At 36.4% G+C, this 21,241-nt stretch carries 20 protein-coding genes; 11 read left to right on the top strand and 9 right to left on the bottom strand.

What is annotated here, in order from left to right; genetic code table 11:
* Nucleotides 1-69: 69 nt before the first annotated feature.
* The 7 genes from B0I22_RS02745 to B0I22_RS02715 all read right to left on the bottom strand — a co-directional run bounded on the left by B0I22_RS02745 (nt 70) and on the right by B0I22_RS02715 (nt 8,215).
* Complete coding sequence (locus B0I22_RS02745) at nt 70-1,092, bottom strand: hemin-degrading factor (RefSeq protein WP_133943076.1); 1,023 nt, start codon at nt 1,090-1,092, stop codon at nt 70-72.
* Nucleotides 1,093-1,233: 141 nt separating this feature from the next.
* A complete protein-coding gene (locus tag B0I22_RS02740) occupies nt 1,234-1,878 on the bottom strand; it encodes a class I SAM-dependent methyltransferase (protein WP_133943075.1) in 645 nt (214 codons plus the stop codon).
* A gap of 276 nt (nt 1,879-2,154) precedes the next feature.
* Complete coding sequence (locus B0I22_RS02735; RefSeq protein ID WP_133943074.1) at nt 2,155-2,931, bottom strand: heme ABC transporter ATP-binding protein; 777 nt, start codon at nt 2,929-2,931, stop codon at nt 2,155-2,157.
* Nucleotides 2,928-3,968 carry a FecCD family ABC transporter permease gene (locus B0I22_RS02730; protein WP_133943073.1) on the bottom strand — a complete coding sequence of 347 codons (1,041 nt, stop codon included), beginning with the start codon at nt 3,966-3,968 and terminating at the stop codon, nt 2,928-2,930. Before B0I22_RS02730 ends, B0I22_RS02735 begins: the two co-directional genes overlap by 4 nt.
* 85 nt (nt 3,969-4,053) lie before the next feature.
* Nucleotides 4,054-4,935, bottom strand: a complete 882-nt coding sequence (locus B0I22_RS02725) for a heme/hemin ABC transporter substrate-binding protein (RefSeq protein WP_133943072.1) — start codon at nt 4,933-4,935, stop codon at nt 4,054-4,056.
* 35 nt (nt 4,936-4,970) lie between these two features.
* Nucleotides 4,971-6,077: an HmuY family protein gene (locus B0I22_RS02720; protein WP_133943071.1), complete on the bottom strand. Its 1,107-nt coding sequence runs from the start codon at nt 6,075-6,077 to the stop codon at nt 4,971-4,973.
* A gap of 5 nt (nt 6,078-6,082) precedes the next feature.
* Nucleotides 6,083-8,215: a TonB-dependent receptor plug domain-containing protein gene (locus B0I22_RS02715; protein ID WP_133943070.1), complete on the bottom strand. Its 2,133-nt coding sequence runs from the start codon at nt 8,213-8,215 to the stop codon at nt 6,083-6,085.
* A gap of 108 nt (nt 8,216-8,323) precedes the next feature.
* Here B0I22_RS02715 and B0I22_RS02710 point away from each other — a divergent pair, with 108 nt between their 5' ends.
* From B0I22_RS02710 to lipB, 3 genes are all read left to right on the top strand, one after another.
* Nucleotides 8,324-9,118, top strand: coding sequence for a T9SS-dependent choice-of-anchor J family protein (locus B0I22_RS02710; protein WP_133943069.1), 795 nt, complete (start codon nt 8,324-8,326; stop codon nt 9,116-9,118).
* Between the two features lie 191 nt (nt 9,119-9,309).
* On the top strand, nt 9,310-10,596 hold the full coding sequence (locus B0I22_RS02705; RefSeq protein WP_133943068.1) for a T9SS type A sorting domain-containing protein: 1,287 nt from the start codon (nt 9,310-9,312) through the stop codon (nt 10,594-10,596).
* A gap of 109 nt (nt 10,597-10,705) precedes the next feature.
* Entirely contained in the window at nt 10,706-11,419 is a 714-nt protein-coding gene (gene lipB / locus B0I22_RS02700) for a lipoyl(octanoyl) transferase LipB (RefSeq protein WP_133943067.1), read from the top strand.
* A gap of 74 nt (nt 11,420-11,493) precedes the next feature.
* Here lipB and dgt read toward each other — a convergent pair whose 3' ends face one another.
* Nucleotides 11,494-12,852, bottom strand: coding sequence for a dGTP triphosphohydrolase (gene dgt, locus B0I22_RS02695; protein WP_133943066.1), 1,359 nt, complete (start codon nt 12,850-12,852; stop codon nt 11,494-11,496).
* A gap of 71 nt (nt 12,853-12,923) precedes the next feature.
* On the opposite strand from dgt, the gene B0I22_RS02690 reads away from it, so the two are divergent.
* The 7 genes from B0I22_RS02690 (at nt 12,924) to B0I22_RS02660 (ending at nt 18,770) form a co-directional block, all read left to right on the top strand.
* On the top strand, nt 12,924-13,658 hold the full coding sequence (locus B0I22_RS02690; protein ID WP_133943065.1) for a DNA-formamidopyrimidine glycosylase family protein: 735 nt from the start codon (nt 12,924-12,926) through the stop codon (nt 13,656-13,658).
* Nucleotides 13,659-13,741: 83 nt separating this feature from the next.
* On the top strand, nt 13,742-14,659 hold the full coding sequence (locus B0I22_RS02685) for a T9SS type A sorting domain-containing protein (RefSeq protein WP_133943064.1): 918 nt from the start codon (nt 13,742-13,744) through the stop codon (nt 14,657-14,659).
* Between the two features lie 219 nt (nt 14,660-14,878).
* Nucleotides 14,879-15,547, top strand: a complete 669-nt coding sequence (locus B0I22_RS02680) for a DUF2461 domain-containing protein (RefSeq protein WP_133943063.1) — start codon at nt 14,879-14,881, stop codon at nt 15,545-15,547.
* Nucleotides 15,548-15,597: 50 nt separating this feature from the next.
* Nucleotides 15,598-16,527, top strand: a complete 930-nt coding sequence (locus B0I22_RS02675; RefSeq protein ID WP_133943062.1) for a hypothetical protein — start codon at nt 15,598-15,600, stop codon at nt 16,525-16,527.
* Nucleotides 16,528-16,617: 90 nt separating this feature from the next.
* A complete protein-coding gene (locus tag B0I22_RS02670) occupies nt 16,618-17,277 on the top strand; it encodes a hypothetical protein (protein WP_133943061.1) in 660 nt (219 codons plus the stop codon).
* A gap of 28 nt (nt 17,278-17,305) precedes the next feature.
* Entirely contained in the window at nt 17,306-18,115 is an 810-nt protein-coding gene (locus B0I22_RS02665) for a hypothetical protein (protein ID WP_133943060.1), read from the top strand.
* A 91-nt stretch (nt 18,116-18,206) separates the two neighbouring features.
* Nucleotides 18,207-18,770 carry a hypothetical protein gene (locus B0I22_RS02660; RefSeq protein ID WP_133943059.1) on the top strand — a complete coding sequence of 188 codons (564 nt, stop codon included), beginning with the start codon at nt 18,207-18,209 and terminating at the stop codon, nt 18,768-18,770.
* 75 nt (nt 18,771-18,845) lie between these two features.
* Here B0I22_RS02660 and B0I22_RS02655 read toward each other — a convergent pair whose 3' ends face one another.
* Entirely contained in the window at nt 18,846-19,616 is a 771-nt protein-coding gene (locus B0I22_RS02655) for a glycosyltransferase family 32 protein (protein ID WP_133943058.1), read from the bottom strand.
* Nucleotides 19,617-19,867: 251 nt separating this feature from the next.
* Between B0I22_RS02655 and B0I22_RS02650 the strand changes: the two genes are divergently transcribed.
* Nucleotides 19,868-21,193 (top strand): alpha-amylase family glycosyl hydrolase, encoded by a 1,326-nt coding sequence (locus tag B0I22_RS02650; protein WP_166668162.1) that lies wholly within the window; start codon nt 19,868-19,870, stop codon nt 21,191-21,193.
* Nucleotides 21,194-21,241 lie beyond the last annotated feature (48 nt).

Below are 21,241 nucleotides of genomic sequence, written 5' to 3'. Positions count from 1 at the left end.
ATACAAAAGTCGTTCTAAAGTCAATTATAACTTCAAAACGACTTCATTTTTAATAATTATATTTCTTATTTATAATCCAGCAACCAAGTCTTTCCACTCCTGAAGTTCTGGATTTCCAGGTTTTCTCTTTCCAAATAATTGAACAATGAAATCACCTTCTTTGTTGAAGATTTCTAGCGAAGTAACCTCGCCATCTTCCGTTGGTTTTTTCGTAATCCAAGTCTCAGCAATTTTAGTTGTATCAAGATGAAGATTGAAATCCGGATCCATCACATTGAACCACGGCCCGTGCCACATCACCTTTTTCACTTCGCCCGTATGAATCTGAATAATCCCACGATTTCCAACGAAAACCATAATCGGAATTCGTTTTTCAGAAGCATCTTCCAACGCATTCACCACTTTAGAATTATCGATTTTCTGCGCGAAACCTTCCGGTGCCAATCTCAAAGCCTGAGTTCTGCTAACGCCGAATTTTTTCGTCATCATAAAGAAATCGTGCGTGTCTTTCAAATCTTTCCAAGCTTGTTGGAAACCAGCAACATCAATCTCAGAATCTGGTTTTTCCGCAGGTTTTGGAGCAATCGGCTCTGTTACAATTTCCAAGGATTGTTCGGGAGCTTTGTATTTTTCTGTTAAAGCAATAAATTCCGCTTCGTTACTTTTGTTGGTCAAATAGATTTTGTGAAGCGCCAATCCGTCTTTCCCGAAGAATTGGAAACTTTTTCTATCACCTTCTACCACAGAAAAACCGAATTTCCACGAGTTGATGAAAATTCTCAAATCTATGTCTTCGCCCAGAAAAACTTGTCCGTGTGGATTGCTGAAATCTGGATTCAGGTAAACGCCTTTTCTTTCGTGAACGCATTCGTCATTGCGTGTCAAAGCCATTACTTTTTCCAATTTTACAATCTCCTGAAGAAGTTCTGCAAAATTAGAATTCAAAACTGTAGTTCCGTTTCCGAGGTTGGTTAGCAACAATTCTGCTTCGCTTACGCCCAATTGTTCTGCGGCGTTTCTAATTCTAAGATGTGGATTTTCTGCTTTCAGAGCTTCCCATTTTGTTTTTAAATCGCTAATTAATGTACTCATATTGATTTATTTTTGATTGTTTAGTAATTTTTTTGAACGCAAAGTGCGCTAAGATTTTTTTCCTTCTACTGAAAATATTTTTAAGGTTCGCAAAGGCGTAAAACTCAACAAAGAAGAAAGATATATTATATTTGAATGTAGTTATTTTTTGATTATCAATACTTTATATTCTCTTTTTACGGGTTCGCCTGTTTTGCTGAGGATGAATTCTTCTTTGTCTGATTTTATCATTCTTTTGAAGTTGGTTTGTGCTATCAATTGTTCCACATCTTCATAATTGTACAATTTGAAATCTGTTGTGAATGGCAAGGTTTTCATAAATTTTTTTTTCGCAAACGTGAGGACAAAACTTCCATTATTTTTGAGAACTCGATAGATTTCGTTGAAGAATTCTACTGGATTTTGCCAGAAATAAATGGTGTTGACCGTCATCACTTTGTCGAAACTTTCGTTTTCAAATGGGATTTTGTTTCCGTCGTACAATTGGAATTTGGCTTGAGAAAGATATTTTTGATTGATATTTTCGGCTTCGGATTTCATAGTTTCGGAAATCTCTAAACCTGTGTATTGGATATTTTCTGCAAAATCCAGAAGATAAAACAAATGTCCTGCGTTGCCGTGACCGATTTCTAAAACATTATCATTATCTGTCAAAATCAATGCTTTGATGGTTTCTTTGGTCATCGAAATATTGGTTTCGTTCATCATTTTGGCGACGTCTTTTCCAATTTCTCCTTCGGGATTTGCGAGGTTTTTTGCTAATATTTTGAGTTCTTGTTCTGTCATTTTTTTAGTTTTTTGAACACAAATTTTCTACTTATAACATTTCGGAGCTTGGCACCTTGGTTATTGTTTCACTATTTTCTACCAATCTATCGCAACTTCGTAGCTTTCTTAAACAGAGAATCTTACGCAGCCCGACTTGAGCGGAAATCCTTTTTTGCATTAACTAAAGTTCTATTGATTATAAAATCGTCTTGCAAAAAAGATTGGGAGCGGAAGGCGGAAAAGCTGCCCAAACCTAACTTAGTGGTTCGACATAGTCAAATTATTTCAAATTTTCTATCCAAACAAAATCATCGTATCATCATTTACAGGATGTTTGCAGATGGTGCACGGAAAATTGTAGGCCTTGCTGATCGTCTCTTCTGTGAAAACTTCTTCCGGCAAACCGTGTGACAATACCTGTCCGTTTTCCATCAATAAAATCTTGTTGGCAAAACGCGCCGCGAGATTGAGATCGTGCAAAACGACAATCGCTGTATTGCCATTTTCCGTGAATTTTTTTATCAGTTCTAATGTTCTGTATTGATGTTTAATATCCAGATTATTAAGTGGTTCGTCCAAAAACATTAGTCGGTGTGCAACATCATTGTCCAACTGCGCGAGAACTCTCGACAAGTGAACCCGTTGCTTTTCTCCGCCCGAAAGTGAATTGTACTCACGGTTTTGAAAATGGATGACGTCGGTTTCTATCATTGCTTTTTCGACGGATTTGAAATCTTCGGAATGTGGCTGAGAATTGAAATAGGGATAGCGACCCATCATCACAACGTCCTTCACCAAAAGCGGAATATCCTGCGCATTGTGCTGGGAAAATTTGGCTTTGTGCTTTGATAATTCCTCCAAATTCCAGTCTGCAAGAATCTTGTCTTTGAAATGGATGTTCTTTTTGTTATCGGTTTTGATCTCGTTGGCGAGGACATTCAGGAGGCTGGATTTTCCTGCGCCATTGGGGCCGACAATCGCAAGAAATTCGCCGTAACCGACAGTGATTTCGACATCTTTCAAAATGCTGACTTTCTGACTTTGATAATTGATTTGCTGTCCTTTTATCATCTCAGTGTATTTTTAAATTTGATCAAAATCGCAATAAAAATCGGTCCTCCAATCAATGATGTTAAAATCCCGATGGGCAACTCGGAAGGTGCTACAATTGTTCTGCTAATCGTATCTGCAATGAGTAATAAAATACTTCCGCAAATGGCTGACAATGGTAAAATGAAGTGATAATCTGAACGAAAAAGCAACCTCAGAATATATGGCACAATCAATCCGACAAAGCCGATGGTTCCGGAAAATGCGACGCAAGTTCCAACCATCAAAGCGGTGATTACCACAATTTGCTTCTTCAAAGTTTCAACATTGATTCCCAAATGTTCTGCATCTTTTTCGCCCAACATCATTGCATTCAAAGCTTTTCCTTTTGGTAAGATTATCAGATATGACAAAACCAAAACGATGGTCAAAATGATATTTTTCGTCCAAGTTGCCGCCGCAAGACTTCCGAGATTCCAGAAAGTCAAGTCTCTTAATTGTTCGTCTTTTGAAATGTAAATTAGAAATCCAGTTATTGAAAATCCAATTGAAGTGATGGCAACACCGCTTAGTAGCATCATTACGACATTGGTTTTTCCGTTGCTGGTGGAGATTCTGTAAACGATGATCATTGCCAATAATGCACCGACAAATGCAGAAACGCCAACCAAAGAATTGCGAAAAATCTCCGGAAGATACGCTTCAAATGTATGTCCTAGGACGATTGCAATTGCCGCTAAAAGTGTTGCTCCAGAAGTCAATCCAATCGCTTCGCCTGTTGCCAGAGGATTTTTGAACATTCCTTGCAATGTGGTTCCGGAAACAGCGAGCATACTTCCTATCAAAACCGTCATTACAATTCTAGAAGCACGGACTTCCCAAATGATGTATTTTTCGCTGAGTGATAATGATGAATCGCCGTTTATGAATTTCCAGAAAACCTCATAAGCAGAAGATTTTCCGAAGTCGTAAACGCCGATATTTAAAGCTAAAACCATCATCAGTATTAAGATTATAATACCGATGATGGCGTAGAATGTAAGACTTTTTGATTTCAAATTAATTAGACTTAGAGAATTTAGACAAATAGATGATAGACAAAATTTCATTCAATTTCCCCAACCCTAAAGGGAGCAAATAAAATTATTTTGTCGATTCGATAAGTAGTTTGTTGAGGCTCAATGCTGCTTCGCCGACTCTTGGTCCGAAAGATGATAGTAATCCACCATCCAACGCAATTATGCGTTTGTTTTTACCGGCATTGGTCTGAGAAACGCCAGGCATTTTCAAAGCACCTTCTGCTCCACCAGAACCTTGCAATCCGGTCGTAAAAAACAATAGAACATCAGGATTTGATTGTACAACTGCTTCCGGCGTCAAAGGTTTGAAATCTTCAAAATCGTTGGCTGCGTTTTGTCCGCCAGCAATTTCAATAATGCTTGCCATCGGTGTGTTTTTGCCCCCAACCATCATCATATTTCCTCTTGCGTAGATGAAAAGGACTTTTGGTTTGTTGGCAATTGGCTGGATTTGTTTTACATCTGCATCAATTTTGTCCAACAATTCTTGCTGATTGGTGTTTCCTAAAGCTTTTGCCACTTGATTAATCAAATTTTTGGTTCCATCAATCGTGAACTCTTGTTTGAATAATTCGGTCTGAATCTTAGAGGCTTTGATTTTTTCTAACAAATCTGGATTCACATCTTTGTCGGATGCTAAAATCAAAGTTGGATTAAGTGCCATAACGGGTTCAATAGTCATAGAGCGAACGTGACCCAGGTTTTCTGCAGTAGCTTCCAGCGTCTCTGGATATGTGCTTGTAACATCTGTCCCAACGATTTCTTTCTCGTGACCGAGAGCCGCCACAATCTCTGTAACACCTCCACTGATGCTGACAATTCTATGATTAGAAACAGGCGTTTCTGTTTTTGTTTCTTCTGTTGCTGCCACTTTTGAATCTTCTTTTTTACAAGAAATTCCTGATAATAGGATTGCTGAAAGGACTGCTATTTTGATGTTTTTCATATGAAATTTGGATTTGATCTTTATTAGATATAATATTAGAGAGGCTGATATTCAAATTGTGGGAAGCCTCTTTCTCCAGCTTGACCAAACTGGTCTGTTTGCGCTTTTGTCATTCGAGTAAATCTAATTTTGAAGAAATAACCTTCCGCATCACGCACTACATAGAATCTATCACCATAAGTTTCCAATCCGTTGGCTCCAACTGGATTTCTCCAATTTCCACCGATCGCGCGGTGATCATTAAAAATAAATTTTGAGGGCTCTACATTTTCCAACTTGAAGTTATTATAGGCTTCTGAACCTGTAGCAGGCGCAGTTACAACTACTTCATAAGCTCCAACGCCACTTAAAATATTACTCAAAATAAAATCTGCGTAAACATAACTTCCAGCTCCCTCGATGATATTTGTAAATACGGTGAAACAGATATCCCAATGTTTTTTCTCTGGCTGAATCATCACTTCTTTGTCATTTTTCAAACTAAAAAATGTGAAGTTGTAATCAAAGTTTTTATCAATGTTAACCTCTTTGTGCGATGTGCTATTGAGTTCGGCATATTTGATTTTATAACCACTTGCATTTCTTGTGATTTGAACTTTCATCCAACCTCTAAGATCGCCTCCAGTGGTCACAGAACCTATTGCAACATTGCCTTTGTAAATATCTTTACCCAGATTCACTAAATAAATTGCGTTTTGTGAATCAGTCGCTGAAATCTCTGAAATCGCCGTGTAGCCTGTCAAATAATTCCCAGTTACAGTATCGATGTAATTTTCATTTTCTGGATTGAAATTGGCAACCTGCACTTGATCTTTCAAAGAAGTCACATCTGATTCCTTCACCAAATCAATGTTTGTCGCATTTGGAATTTTTCCAGCAGCCATCATTATAGAACTATTAAGAACCACTTTGAATTCATTGCCTGAATAAAATGCCAAATCCCAATCTGCCCTATTTGTCTTAGTTTCCGTCCCAGAACTGAGGTCAAACCAAATCTGATTGGGTTGTGTTGCGCCACCAACAGAAGGATTTACAATAGAACCTTCTATAGGAGAAACTGCAATTGGATCCTCATTATCATTGATACAAGATTGAAATAAAAATCCTGAAACTATCGAAATATAAAGAAATAATTTTTTCATAATTATTAGAAATTATAGTTTAAACGAGCGAAATAGCTTCTGCCGTAAAAAAGATTTTGGTTAGACTCTGCAGCGTTATGATTTCCGCCAGAAAGTGTTGTATTTCTAATGGTTGTCACATCAAAAATATTTTTGATTCCCAAAGCAACTTCGAAATGATTTTTGAAAAATGGCTGACTTAACGTGAAATTCAGCATACTGAAATCTTGCACATCTCCAAGAACATACCTACCTGGATCTGAAACAACCGATCCAGGCTCGTGGACAAATGCTTTTCTTTTTCCTGTATACTTATAATACAATGCGAAAATGGTTTTTGTTTTAGGCAAGATGTAATTTGCAGCAAGATTGGCTTCAAGAAAATAATTGTATGAGTCTGATGATGTCACATTCCCAGTGTTCAAAACTTGAGAAATTCCCATAACAGAAACGCCTGAATTGATCGAGAAAGCATTTTTCCTTACATTAAGCGATCCCGAAAACATATTTGATCTGTAATTATCTACATTGAGAAAATTATAAACTAAAGGAATATTGCTAACGACAACAGATTCTATTCTGTCTTTTACATCGAGATACAACCAGTTTAAGGAAGCATCCAATTTCCAATCACTTCCAGAATTGAATTTATGATCTGTGAAAACACCTAAAGAATAACCTGTTTCTGGCGTTAGATTTTCATTACCTTGAATGTTATGATTGGCATCAATCATCAAAGTGTACAACTCTTCATAAGTTGGAAATCTGTTTGCCGAACCGAAGATTGCACGCAAATTAGAATTCTCTCCAAGACTATATCTACCTGTTAATGAGTAATTAAACTGACTTTCAAATTTATCACTCAATGCCAAACGTGCGCCTGGTCTTACTGAGAATTTATCCGAAATCTGCCATTCTGCTGAGATGAAATTCGCATAATTAAAGATATTCTTTCTTGTAGTAGGCTCCTCAGGATTATAAACAAATATGGATGCGTCTGCAGTTCCATTGGTTCTATCTAACTCATAACCAATTTGAAAGTTGAATTTTTCACTATCTAAAAAATTACTGAACATTCCACGAGAATACAAAACTTCTGATTTGAAATACGTAAACTTATTATACTTTGAAAGAATTTGTCTGTTTGGAACATCATATTCATAATTCTGTCGATTACGTTCTTGAACCTGATATGAAAAATCTCCAGAATAGTTGATTCTGCTTCCAATCTGTGTCTGAACATTCAATTGGTGAATCCATCTTTTGGTAAAATAATCAGCATCTTTTGCGACGTATGTTCGGTTTCCTCCGCCCAAATAAAGTTCCTCAACCAGATAATCTCTGTAATTGATTTCCTCATTCAGGAAATTAATTTTATAGAACAATGATGTTTTATTTTTGGAATAGCGAACCGCGGCATTTGCGACAATCATATCTTTTGGTTGCCACTCGTATCCCCGCTTTCCATCATTACCTTCGGTGAAATATTTGTACCCATTTCGTCTACCTTGGAAACCCTGAAAATCATTATGGTTAATATCAGCAGTCAATTGCCAATTGTCATTGATTTTATAGCCCAAATTCAAACTTTGGATGTGTCTACCGTTTCCTTTTTTATAGAGGTCATATTCTTTCCCAACTGTTTCTTCTTGTAAAGAAAGATTGGCAGTGAATTTCTTACCATAGCTTTTTTTGGTAATAATATTGATAACACCTGCTACAGCATTATTTCCATATTCCACGCCCATAGAACCTTTTACAATCTCGATGCGCTCAATATTATTGACATTGATTTTTGTAAGATCTACATTATTCCCCATTCCTTGATCACTCACGACTGGAATGTTATCAATTAAAATTTTGGTGTAAGCACCGTTAAGTCCAAGGATATTGGCATTAGAATCTCCAGAACCAGAATCTGGCGTTATCAGAATATTAAGATTTTGATTAAGAACTTCAGCAGCATTGGTAACTGCCATATTCTTGATTTGAGCAGCATCTATCACTTCTACTTTATAAATAGATTTGTTGATAGACTGTGGTGTAAATTGTCCGGTAACGACAACCTCTTCAATATTTTTTTGATTAAGTGAGTCTTTTTGAGCATAGGCAAAATTCAAAATTGCTAATGACAAAAGGCTCATCGTTCTCTTCTTCATCTAAAAATAATTTTTGCGAAGATAAGATTTTATTTAGAATCATTAAAAACAATTTTGTACTTTTGTGGAATAATTCTAAATAACAATTTAAGTTTAATAATCTATATTATGAAAGCAAAACTATTTTTGGTAGCTTCTTTATTCGCAGTGATTGCACAAGCTCAATTAACAACAATTAATGAAGATTTCTCTAATTTTACAGCAGGTCCTACATCTTTCCCACAGTATGGATGGTCAATAATTGTACCTCCAAATCCTTTACCTAATCCACCAGCACCATTTATACGTGTCATAGAAAATGGAACCGCAAAAACTGTTCAAGCTTATCCAGGAAATAGTTCCAATCAGCCTTTATATCTTATCACACCACAGATCGTTGCGCCTGCGGGTGATAAAACTATTTCTTTTGATACAGGATTAGTAGCTTCTTCGCCAGGAACAACAACCATTCAGATTGGTATAGCAACCAATCCTACAGATATGGTGGGTACTTTTGTTCCCGTAGGTGATCCAATCCCAATTACCAGCACTACTGTTCAAAATGTAAAAGTTAATATCCCTCAGTCGGCAGGAACGTATCTGGTAATAAGACATACTCCAACTGCACCACATACTGCTTTAGAAATTGACAATGTAAAATATGATGTTAGCTTGGCAGTTAATGAAAGTGCTTTCAATAACAACTTTAAATTTGCTGTTTCTCCTGACAATAATTCATTGAGATTTGTTTCTAATGAGCAACTTTCCACTGCAAAAGTTTACTCTTCTACTGGACAATTAGCTACAGAGGGAAAAATCACAAACAATGCTTTGGACATTACAAGATTGAAAACTGGCGTTTATTTCATCGTAATAGAAAATGCAAACGGACAATCTGTAAAATCAAAATTCATCAAGAAGTAATTGAGAATTTTTCACTTATAAAAACAAAAGCCTTCTAAAAAAATTAGAAGGCTTTTTTGATGCTCATAATTTGATTATTGATGATATGATTTTTATCATTAATTAAAATAATTTAATTTTTATCCATTCTAAATAAAAACAAATTTATAGTTTTGTGGAATCATTCTAAATAAGATAATCTATTATAAATTATGAAAACAAAACTATTCTTTGCCACGGCATTATCTCTAGCAGTAAGCCAAACTGTATTATCGCAAACAGATGAATATGGTTACACAACAGTAAACCTATCAATGGGAGCAAGCTATGCAAACAGAGTTTTCTTTGATCTCTCTGCAAACAATATCGTTTCTCAGCCAGCAAATACTTGGGATGTTGCCTTCTTCAGAAATTCAGCTTTCAGTTTCGGAGAAAGAGTGAATGACGCTAAAGATATAAAAGTGTATCAAGCTTCTGCCAATCCTGCTGATTTTGAAACAGTTTCAATTGCCGATAAAGCTAACTGGGGCGAACCACTTTACAATCCAGATCTTACAGAGGCTTTAGAAGATGGTGTATTTGCCAATTCTACAATATTGCCTGCAGGCCCTACTACTTTTGGTTGGGGAACATATTCACCTGGTGGTGTTATCAGTGGAAAAGTGGTGTTCGTATTGGAATACGCAAACGGAGATTATTACAAGTTCTTCATTGAAAAATATCAAGCTGGTTACACATTCAAATATGCAAAATGGAATGGAACTACTTGGGACGCAACACAAACCAGAACGATTGCAAACGGAACAGACGATGCTTACTTCAACTATTTCTCATTTGACAATGGTGCAAAAGTTGAAAACCTAGAGCCTTCTAAATCTGCTTGGGATCTAATGTTCACAAGATATTACACTTTCTTCAACGGGCAAATGATGTACAGAATGGCTGGTGTTTTACAATCTCCTAACGTAAGTATTGCTTATGTAAGACCAGAAACTCAGGGAACTTCTACATTTTCTGCTCCTGCCGCTGCCAACTACTCTAAGACTATCTCAACAATTGGACACTCTTGGAAACCAACAATTGGAGCTCCGCACACGGATGCTGTTTATTACATCAAAGAAGGTAGTTCTTATTACAGATTGTACTTCACAACCAATGGAGGCACAGCAAACGGAAATATGTTCTTCAAGTACAAAAACATTACAAGCGAACTTTCTGTTGCTGACTTTGGTAAAAAAGGAAACTTCGGAATCTATCCAAACCCAACGAAAGAGGACAAAAAAATCAACATCTTGCTAGATGTAAAACAATCTGCTTCCACAAACGGAACGGTTCAGATTTTTGATTTCGCTGGTAAAAAAGTACACGAATCTGCCATTGCAAACCAATCTGGTTTCTCTGCACAACAAGTAGATCTTAACAAACTTACATCTGGAGTTTACATCGTAAAAATCACTTACGGCGGACAAACAGAAACAAAAAAGCTTATTGTGAAATAAGCCATATTTTCAGATTTTATTCTTTATTTAAACCACCTTCGGGTGGTTTTTTTGTGGCTTGCTGTTTGGTAAAATAATGAGTAGATTTGTATAAACAATTCCAACAAACGTGAATTCTCTCATCAACAAAAAAGTAAAGTTTCAAGACCTCGGCGTCAAAGATTATCAGCCAACTTGGGATTATCAGGAAGAATTACTCAAGCAAAATCTGGACATCAAAATCCACAATCGGGAACATCCGGAAGATTTGAAAACTACCGAAAACCATCTGCTTTTTTTAGAACATCCTCACGTTTATACTTTAGGAAAAAGCGGTCACGAATCCAATCTTCTAGCTAATGAAAATAAGTTAAAAGAAATCAACGCAACTTATGTAAAAGTTAATCGTGGTGGCGACATTACTTATCACGGTTTTGGACAAGTTGTAGGTTATCCGATATTGGATTTGGAAAATTTCTACACAGATATTCACCGCTATATGCGCGATTTGGAAGAAGTCATCATCCGAACTATTGCAGAATATGGATTGATAGGCGAACGTTCCCCAGGCGAAACTGGTGTTTGGTTTGATGTAGGGAAACCTTATGCAAGAAAAATCTGCGCGTTGGGCGTGAAAGCTTCACGGTGGGTCACCATCCACGGTTTTGCTTTGAATGTCAACACCGATATGAAATATTTCGATTACATCATTCCTTGTGGCATTTCCGACAAGCAAGTCACTTCGATGAAAAGAGAATTAGAACAGGAAGTAGATTATGAAGAAGTAAAGCAGAAGATCAAAAAACATTTTGTGGATGTTTTTGGATGTGAACCGTTTTTATAAGTGATAAATGATGATTGATAAATGATTTTGACACAATAATTGATCAATTATCACCTATCAATCATCATTCATAATTACATCGTCATCCCAATATCAATCCCTTTGATTTTTCTGTAAAGGTCGGTCGCAAAATTATCCGTCATTCCGGAAACAAAATCTAGAACGCCCAAAGTTTTTTGGTAGATGGTAGAATCATCGTAGATGAATTGTTGCGGAATCAGTTTCAGCGCCATTTTATCGTAGGATTTTCTCTCGGATTTTTCTTTGATGATGGATGGAACAAAATGATTCAAAAGTTCATACATTACGTTGTAGCCCGCGTTTTCTATTTCGATGACGGCTTTGTGATTGTAAATCTTCTCAATGGAAAAACGTTCGATTTCTGTCAGCGATGAACTTTCGGTTTTGAAGATGTCAAGAATGCCTTTGTCCAGACTTCCGTCCAAGATTTTATCGAAATTACTTCTGTAAAGTTCAATCGTTTTATTAATGAGAGAATTGATGACTTTCGCTCGCAAATACGAGATTCTTTCATTCTTGTTGGTGATAATTCCCAGCTTGTCTCCTACTCTTTTGATGTCGTCCGGATTCACCGACTTTATCAAATCCAAAAAGAGATTTTCACAATCGTTAGAATTCACAATTCCAAGTCGGTGTGCGTCTTCCATATCGATAATATTGTAGCAAATATCATCCGAAGCTTCGACCAACCAAACAAATGGATGTCTTTTGAAAATCACAGGTTCATCATTATCCATCATCATTCCCGTAGATTTTGCAATGTCCAGAAACTGTTGTTTTTCGTTTTGAAAAAAACCAAATTTCTTACGATTGATAACACCTTTTTTCTTGGCGACAGATTCGCACGGATATTTTGCGATACTTGCCAATGTGGTGTAAGTCAATTGCGCACCACCTTGATCTTTACCTTGTTGTTGATGCGTGAGAACCCGAATGGCGTTGGCGTTTCCTTCAAAATTGACAAGATCTGCCCATTCTTTTTCACTGAATTTGGATTTTAATTGATTTTCATTTTTTTCAAAATAACTCGCAATAGCATCTTCGCCGGAATGTCCGAAAGCCGGATTTCCAATATCGTGACAAAGACAAGCCGATGCAATCACATTGTGCAATTGATGTTGATAAAAATCCTTGGACAAATCATTAATATCATTTTGATAATGTTCAGAAATAAATTCGCCAGCCAAACTTCCCAAACTACGACCAACAGAAGCCACTTCCAAAGAATGCGTCAAACGATTGTGCACAAAAACACTTCCTGGCAAAGGGAAAACCTGGGTTTTATTTTGAAGCCTCCGGAAAGCGGAAGAGAAAATGATGCGGTCAAAATCTCTTTGAAAGTCTGTTCTGGAAACCACGTTCTGCTGGTGATTTCCGGTGCGTTGATTGGTGAAAATTGAATTGAGATCCATATTGGATTCAAAAATAAGGGATATTTTATTTTTAACGGAATAATATTTGAGATTTTATCAAAAAAGTCATTATGCCAGAAGGTCCAACTATTGTGTTGATGAAGGAAGATCTCCAGAAATTTGAGGGAGAAAAAGTGGTTTCTGCTGTTGGAAACTCCGGCATCGACAACGAATTGCTCATTAATCAAAAACTAAAAGAAATCCGGCTCTTCGGAAAACAGACGTATCTGATATTCGAAAAAGTGAGCGTCAAAATTCATTTGTTGATGTTTGGTTCTTATGAAATCGACGAGCAGACAAAATCCGACAAATCTTTGAGACTTGGTTTGACTTTCAAAAATGGGAAAGCACTTTTCTACACTTGCTCTGTGAAATTGGTTGATGACGATTTCCTCAAAACCGTAGATTGGGAAGCCGATGTGATGAGCGACAATTGGAATCCGAAAAATGCAAAAAAGAAATTTAAAGCGAACCCAAAAATGATGGTTTGTGACGTTTTGATGGATCAGGGAATTTTTTCCGGTGTTGGGAATATTATTAAAAACGAAGTCCTTTTCAGAATTGGTGTTCATCCAGAAAGTCAAATTGGTAATCTGCCTTTGAAGAAATTGAATGAGCTTTTACAAGAAGCCAGAAATTACAGTTTCGATTTTTTGAAATGGAAAAGAACTGATGAATTGAAAAAACATTGGCAAATCTATCATCAAAAAAAATGCCCAAAATGTGGCGAGACCGTCATCAAAAAAAATACAGGAAAAGGAAAAAGACCAAGTTTCTACTGCGAAAAAGACCAGAAACACTATTAATTTAAAACGATATTACTATAAAAACTCAAGTTTCAAAATTTGATTTCAACTTAATTTTACTTATCATTGGCAAAAAATTTTATATGAAAAATAAATACTTATTCATTCTTTCCTTAGTTTCTTCGTTTGCATTTGCGCAACAAACCATTTCTTTTGAAGCTTCGGAAGGTTTTACTTTAGGAAGCATCCACGGACAAAATGGTTGGGAAGTGACCCTAAACAGTGACGATAATCCTATAAAAAACCAGACTATCAGCACAGAACAAGCTTTTGATGGCACTCAATCGCTGAAGATAGATGTGGATATGGACGAGAATTTCGGATGGTTCCCAATCTTTGGTGCCGCAAAATTGTTTGACACAACTTATAATTACCAAAATACAACAATAGAATTTGATGTTTTTGTTACGGAAAAAGAGGGTTCTAGTTTTGACTTCGGGGCTTTTGGAATTACTAATACGGACGAGTTTATGCCCGTTTCTATTTTTGCTTTCAACGCGACGGGAATTTTGGAAGTCGTAAAAAATGAAGATTATCAGTACGAAGATGTAAACTACGCTTGGGATGCCAACAGATGGTACAAATTGAAATCCGTCATTACGGAAAATGATATCAAATTCTATGTTGATGGAACTTTGGTACACACGATGCCGAACTTTTCAAAAGTTGATATTGCCGGCGTCAACTTTGTACACGACAATTTTGCTGGAAGCGCATACATCGACAATCTGAAAATCAATGACGAGGTAATGGCGGTAAATGATGCAACAAAAGGAAACATCAAACTCTATCCAAATCCAGTAAAAGATATTTTAAAATTAAATCTTCCAAACGGCGAGAAAATCTCAACCATCGAAGTTTACAACACGCTTGGACAAAAGGTTTCCGACTTCAGCAATATGGAGGAAATCAATCTGAAACAATTGAAAGCTGGCGTTTACATCATTAATTTGAAAAACAACAAAGGAAAGACTTACTCTTCCAAAATTGTAAAACAATAATTGAAAACTTTAAAATCCCGTTCTAATTGAACGGGATTTTTTTATTAATGAAAATACTTAATTATCTTATTTAAAACAGTGCTTTGTCATTCCGGAGGAATCTAAATTTAGCTAGATTTCTTCGGATGAAAGTGAAAGTTAAGATTTAAAATGAAAAAGGAATTTTTAATTTAATTTATTTAATAATCAAGATTTAAATATCTTTAATAAAAAAAAGCAATGTCAACAGCCATCAATCCAGAAACGCTCAAGTTCCTTTCAACGCTTGAAATCAATAACAACAGAGAATGGTTCAACGAAAACAAACCGCTCTATTTGGATGCCAAAGCGAACTTCGAAAATGTGGTGAACGAAATCATTGCCGAAGTGGCCGAGTTTGACGAAAGCGTAGAACGATTGGAAGCTAAGAATTGTATTTTCAGGATTTACAAAGACACTCGATTTTCCAAAGACAAAACGCCTTACAAAACCAATATCGGCGCATCGCTGGTAGAAAAAGGTCCAAAAACTCTGAACCACGCTGGATACTACATTCATCTGGAAAATGGAAAATCTTTTCTCGCTGGTGGCGTCTATATGACCGAACCAAAAAATCTGAAAGCCATCCGAGAAGCCATCAGTTCCGACGGCGAAACATTCCTAAAAATCCTCAACAAAAAATCTTTCAAAGATGTTTTGGAACTGCAAGGCACAAAATTGGTGAAAGTTCCGCAAGGTTTTGATAAGGAAAATCCAATGGGCGATTATCTTAAATTCAAACAATTTACCGTGTTCCATCCTTTGTCGGACAAGGAAGTTCTTGATAAAGACTTTGTCAAAAACACGGTAAAAGTTCTAAAGGAAATCTACCCATTCAATCGGTTTTTGAATGAGGCGATTGGAAAGTAAAATTAAAATCGGATTGATCGTTCGGAGTATTATTTAAATAAATCAAACCAATGAAAAATCGAAGTATCATTCTGCTTGTCGTTTGTGTTTTTATCAATTTGCTAATTGGTAATTTGGCTTTGTTGATGTTTCCAGATGTGGATTTTCCATATCGGATTCTGATTTCATTGCTCATTATTGGTATTTATGGAACTGTATTTTTCCAATTAGACAACGATGAAAATCAAATTTTCAGCAAATGGAAATTGGCGGGAATTGCAATTTTGTTAAGTCTTTTAGGAATGTTGGTGGTGTGTATTTTCACTTCGATTGGGATGCGTTTGCCAAGTGACGATGTTGTCACTGCTGGATTGAAAGGCATCATTCCATTGTTCATCTTTTCGATCATATTTGCATCGCCGTTTTGGATTCCGCTGGCGATTGTGAATTTTGTTTGTCTTATTTATATGAAGAAAAAGACGCAACTAATGAATCCTAATTTCATATTTCCCTATTCCACCGACAAAGAAATCAAACGCCAACAAATCTGGGAAAACCTGCAAACTGGACTTTTGTTTGAGGACGCTCAGGTTTTCATTCCTTGGCTCACGCCTTACTCCGAGCTGGATAAATACGCCGAAGACAGAAAAGACAGTGGCGACAGAACCAACTGGTTTTTGGGAAAACACAAGATTCTGGACGGTTTTGATTCGTACGTTGGCGTAATGAAATGGCTGGACATCGACAGCAGAAAACCATTTTCCAAAACCGACGAATTCTTAGGTGCCGAAAATAATGGTTATCAAAAATTCTTAGAACTAAAAGTAAAATTGACAGATCTGCTAGGAGAACCAACATCCATCGAACTGGAAAAATACGACAACCTCGATTTAGGTCATATCGAATGGACGAATGGGAAAGTCAGTATTTTTTTGAGTGGCATTGAACAATTTGCTTGTAAGTATCGACTTTATATTGGGTTGAAGGATGAGAAAAATTAATAGATGAGGAAATTTTGGATTGGGTTTTGTTACTGCATTTATGACAGACTGTAATCAAATTCATAAACAAATCACTAAAAACTCAAAGAAATGAACATTGAAAAACTAAAAAAACTTGAAACTGATTCCGCGATTATCAACAAATATATCGGCGTTTCCTCTTTTGGGCACAACAAAATTATTTATCTTCCCTTGGTCATCGGAATCGGACTTTTGATGTTTGTCGCAATGGCTTTCATCAGCGACTTGACGGAAACCATTGGAATGACAATGCTTATCGTTGCAGTCGCGCTTCTGTGCTTTGGACTTGTCAAAATAATTGCAGATTCGACGAAGAAAAAATTATTGGCGACCACCAGTATTGCTCCAATTTCCATCGCAAAAATTATTGTCGGAAATGCAACGGAAAACGTTTTCTACAGCATCTACACCAGCGATGAAAACCGCCACGACGAAAACTTCATCGATAGAATTGCTGAGAAAATCGACATCGCAACGGAAAATCCACAAACTGCGATGGACAAGGAAATAGCGATTTTGTTCCGTCCAGATTTTATAAAACCTAACGAATTTGCCAAAAAACTGCCTTTGGCTTTCACCGAAAATATTGTGGTTTGGCGCAAACAAGTTTCATTCGTAGCAAGTCCAAAAACTGTCAACGAGAAAATAAGAGAGGAAGGTGATAAATTTCCAATGGTCACGATAATTCCCGAAAATGCACGGTTTTTATCTGATTATTACACGGATTAATTTTTTATTCTAATTTTCAGAACAAACTATGAATCAGGAAAACATTAGCATCACCATCAAAAATTTTGGCAAAAAGAACGAGTTGGTGCTTTTGCTTTTCAATGGTGTTTTTCTGATTTTGGGATTGCTGAGTTTATTTTTGAATTGGCGAAATGCGATCGCCATCATTTTGATTTTTGTTCTAATATTTCTCGATAAAAAATTCAGAACAAAGTTTTCAATTTTAATCATAATTTATATCGTTTCGATTATTTTAATTTCACAAATACCTGAAATTGAATTTGTAGAAATCCTCGCCACATCCATACTTTTCTCGCCATTGTTTTTCTATGAATCAAGTTTAGAAAGCATTAAAAATTATCAGAAAGATGATGCCTTCGAAGTTTTTTATTTGGATTCTTTCCGATTAAAATGCCTTCACACAGAAGATAATGACTACAAATCCTACGCTTTGAATCCGAAACAATTCCTGAAAACATTTCGCGTCAATGACATTAATTCTTTTGTTTTTCAAGATAATTTTTTTTTGATTCTGACAAGCAAATTCATCATCAGACCAAGAGAATTGAATGCTCAAAATATTGAAAAAATTAAAAAATTTATCGAAGAAAACTTCCCTGACAAATTAAATCTCGAAAGTGAACATCACAAAGCTTTGAAGAACGAAAGTGAAATGTACCTTTCAAAACTGTTGCTGGTTTTACCTCTTATTTTGGTTTTTCTCGTCATCTATTTTTTTGGTGATAATGGCAGAAATCACTTGGTAACCTACACTTCGATTGCTGTTATACTGTTATTCTATATCTTTTTGATTATCAAAATAAAACACAAAAAGTGATTCGATTTATTAATTTTAATGAAATCAAGATAATCAAAAATAAAAATGATAAAGTTCAAGCCAACCAGAAATTAATTTAAAACAAAAACCGATGACAAAACCGATAACCACACTTTTCATTTCAACCTTAATGATTCTCAGTTGTCTAAAAGAAAAGACTCAGGAAGTTCTCATTGACAAATCTGTTGAACCTGCGAAAGACACGCTTCAAATTTCAAATCCAAAACCAACTCCAGAAGTAAACGACAAAATTATCATTTCAAAAAAGCACAAGCCAAATTCTATTTCTTTAGATTTGGATGGCGATGGATTGAAAGATGTTGTGAATATCGTTCAGAATATTGAGAACCAGAAATACGGATTGGAAATTCTATTCGGCAACAAAAAAGTGGATTACCTTGGAATGGGAAAAGATATTGCAAATCAAGGAATTGATGACATCGATTGGGTTGGCATCTTCGAAGTTGCTTCGAAGAACGAAATTTATTATAATAACGTCAGCGACGATGGAGAAATCCTTACCGAAGACCAAGTGAAAGAATCAGACAAAATCAAACTTCCGAACGACGGGATTTTCATCCATCAAGCCGAATCTTGTGGCGGTGGCGTCATCTACTTGAAAAACGGAAAATACGAATGGATTCAGCAGGAGTAATTGGTTTGGAATAGGAAATTTGATCTCATAAAAAAATCTCTACCAATCAAATGAATCAGTAGAGATTTAAAATTATTAAGCTTTCAAATAGGCTTCAATCTGTTCTTGCGGAATCAAATCCAAGATAGAATTCACATCGATGATTTTATGTTCATTGATGATACTTTCCACCGCTTTTTTCGCATCGGGCTGATTGACCAATTGTTCCAAAAGTCCGTAGGTATTTACCATTTTTTTGTGTGTACTTTCCTCGTCACCGCCAAACCAAGATCCGCTGAAGTGATGGCTCACATAATTTTTCGGTAAGTCCTGAGAGAAGTAAATTGATGGATAAAGTGTCACATCGTGTTTCAGTTTTTGAATCGTGTCGCTGTATCGGTCTGCGCCATATTCCTTTTCGAGCATTTCGGAAAAAATATCCGTGTTGATGCGCTCTACAAAACCATCTTGTTTGTTGTAATAATCTACAAAATCCTTAGAAAGTTGATGATCCGGCTCAGCCATCCAAAATGCGGAATAAGGAACACCTTTCACTTCGAAACCGCAAACGGCCTTCTCATCCAGAAATTCATCCAGCGGAAGTTTCAGTTCCATATCCGTGTCCATATAGATTCCACCGTGGTCCAGCATTACTTTCGAACGAACGTAATCTGAAACAAACGCCCATTTTTTCTGGGCAAAAGCTTCTTTCACATAGTTGTTGTCTTCCAGAGGCGCATTGCTTTCGTTCCATTCCACAATTTCAAAATCCGGATGTACTTTTTTCCAAGTGGCGATGCAATGTTCTGCCAATTCGGTTTTCGCTTGTCCGCCAAACCAACAATAATGTATTTTTTTTGGAATCATAAATTTTTATTTTTTGAATGTTAATAAAGAAAGCAGAAATCTCTGCAACTCGTTTATTCCTTGCAAACATCAAACCTTTGTGCAATCTCAAGGGAAATTTTATTAATAAAAATATTTAATGAAGTGTTGATATGATTAAGATTTCATTAATTAAATCAGATATTCAAATCAATTAATGTCATATTTAATAATGATAAACCGTTGGGTATGATATTCGTTGCAATATTTTTTTAATTTGATTAATGACATCTATGGAAAATCAGCCTGAAAACAATTACCAGCCAAAGAAATACGTAGAACTTTCCACGCCCGATTGGGTGAAAAATGCAACGCTTTACGAATTGAATATCCGTCAGTTTTCCGAAGAAGGTAATTTTCAGGCCATCGAAAAACAACTTCCGCGACTCAAGAAAATGGGAATTGATATCATTTGGTTGATGCCCATCAATCCGATTGGAGAATTGCATCGGAAAGGTAGTTTGGGAAGTTATTATTCCGTAAAAGATTATTTGGGAATCAATGCGGAGTTTGGGACAGAAGACGATTTTCGAAGTTTGGTGGAGGCGATTCACAGTCAAGGAATGTACGTGATTTTGGATTGGGTTGCGAATCATACGAGTTGGGACAATCATCTGGTGACGGAACATCCTGAATGGTATATGAAATCCAGAAAAGGAACCTTCCAATCCACGCGCTGGCGCGATTATGATGATATTATCGAATTAAATTACAAAGAACCGGAACTCAGAAAATATATGACCGACGCAATGAAATATTGGGTCAAAGAATATAATATTGATGGCTTCCGTTGCGACATTGCGAGTTTTGTTCCGATTGATTTCTGGGAAAATATACGAGCAGAACTTGACAAAATCAAACCGATTTTTATGCTCGCAGAAGCCGAAGACAAGGAACTTCACCGCAAGGCATTTGATTCCACGTACAACTGGACACTTTGGAATATTCTGCATCAGATTGTTCAGAATGACCTTAGCGTGAAAACCCTTACCGAAGCTTACATTGCCGAGCACGTTTCCATTTTCCCAAAAGCCGGAATCCGAATGAACTTCATCGACAATCACGACAAGAATTCCTGGGAAGGCAATCAATATGATAATTTTGGAGAAGCGTTGGAAGCGACCACAGTTTTTACCTTTTTAATGGACGGAATTCCGTTGGTTTACAGTGGACAAGAAGCCGGACTCGACCGCTCTTTGGAGTTTTTTGAAAAAGACCCGATTGACTGGACACCTCACAAATTCGAAAAACTCTATACCACTCTTTTTTCATTAAAACATCAAAACCAAGCGCTCTGGAACGGCGATTGGGGCGGAGAAATGGTGAGAATTATGAATGACCGAATGGACCAAGTGATTTCCTTTGTCCGAGAAAAAAACGGCGACAAAGTTTTAGCATTTGTCAACCTCAGCAAAGAATTGATAATGGTTCAATTTGATACGTCATTTGATAAGGGAATTTATAAAAATCTTTTTACCGACGAAGAAAAAACGGTTTCCGAAACCTTCATCATCACGATGGAACCTTGGGAATATTTGGTTTTGCATCAAACTAAATAATTTTTGTTTTTCTTATTAATGATTTGAGTTTTCAATTAATGTAAATCC

The organism is Epilithonimonas xixisoli (genome assembly GCF_004365655.1).
Taxonomy (GTDB): domain Bacteria; phylum Bacteroidota; class Bacteroidia; order Flavobacteriales; family Weeksellaceae; genus Epilithonimonas; species Epilithonimonas xixisoli.
Note: the sequence above shows the minus strand (reverse complement) of the source record. Positions and strands in the feature narration are given on the sequence as shown.

Coding starts and splice junctions, on each gene's coding strand:
- B0I22_RS02715 (WP_133943070.1), bottom strand. CDS start 8,215: ATGAAGAAGAGAACGATGAGCCTTTTGTCATTAGCAATTTTGAATTTT.
- B0I22_RS02685 (WP_133943064.1), top strand. CDS start 13,742: ATGAAAAATAAATACTTATTCATTCTTTCCTTAGTTTCTTCGTTTGCA.
- B0I22_RS02725 (WP_133943072.1), bottom strand. CDS start 4,935: ATGAAAAACATCAAAATAGCAGTCCTTTCAGCAATCCTATTATCAGGA.
- B0I22_RS02680 (WP_133943063.1), top strand. CDS start 14,879: ATGTCAACAGCCATCAATCCAGAAACGCTCAAGTTCCTTTCAACGCTT.
- B0I22_RS02650 (WP_166668162.1), top strand. CDS start 19,868: ATGGAAAATCAGCCTGAAAACAATTACCAGCCAAAGAAATACGTAGAA.
- B0I22_RS02660 (WP_133943059.1), top strand. CDS start 18,207: ATGACAAAACCGATAACCACACTTTTCATTTCAACCTTAATGATTCTC.
- B0I22_RS02720 (WP_133943071.1), bottom strand. CDS start 6,077: ATGAAAAAATTATTTCTTTATATTTCGATAGTTTCAGGATTTTTATTT.
- B0I22_RS02690 (WP_133943065.1), top strand. CDS start 12,924: ATGCCAGAAGGTCCAACTATTGTGTTGATGAAGGAAGATCTCCAGAAA.
- B0I22_RS02705 (WP_133943068.1), top strand. CDS start 9,310: ATGAAAACAAAACTATTCTTTGCCACGGCATTATCTCTAGCAGTAAGC.
- B0I22_RS02745 (WP_133943076.1), bottom strand. CDS start 1,092: ATGAGTACATTAATTAGCGATTTAAAAACAAAATGGGAAGCTCTGAAA.
- B0I22_RS02740 (WP_133943075.1), bottom strand. CDS start 1,878: ATGACAGAACAAGAACTCAAAATATTAGCAAAAAACCTCGCAAATCCC.
- B0I22_RS02665 (WP_133943060.1), top strand. CDS start 17,306: ATGAATCAGGAAAACATTAGCATCACCATCAAAAATTTTGGCAAAAAG.
- B0I22_RS02710 (WP_133943069.1), top strand. CDS start 8,324: ATGAAAGCAAAACTATTTTTGGTAGCTTCTTTATTCGCAGTGATTGCA.
- B0I22_RS02735 (WP_133943074.1), bottom strand. CDS start 2,931: ATGATAAAAGGACAGCAAATCAATTATCAAAGTCAGAAAGTCAGCATT.
- B0I22_RS02655 (WP_133943058.1), bottom strand. CDS start 19,616: ATGATTCCAAAAAAAATACATTATTGTTGGTTTGGCGGACAAGCGAAA.
- dgt (WP_133943066.1), bottom strand. CDS start 12,852: ATGGATCTCAATTCAATTTTCACCAATCAACGCACCGGAAATCACCAG.
- B0I22_RS02675 (WP_133943062.1), top strand. CDS start 15,598: ATGAAAAATCGAAGTATCATTCTGCTTGTCGTTTGTGTTTTTATCAAT.
- B0I22_RS02670 (WP_133943061.1), top strand. CDS start 16,618: ATGAACATTGAAAAACTAAAAAAACTTGAAACTGATTCCGCGATTATC.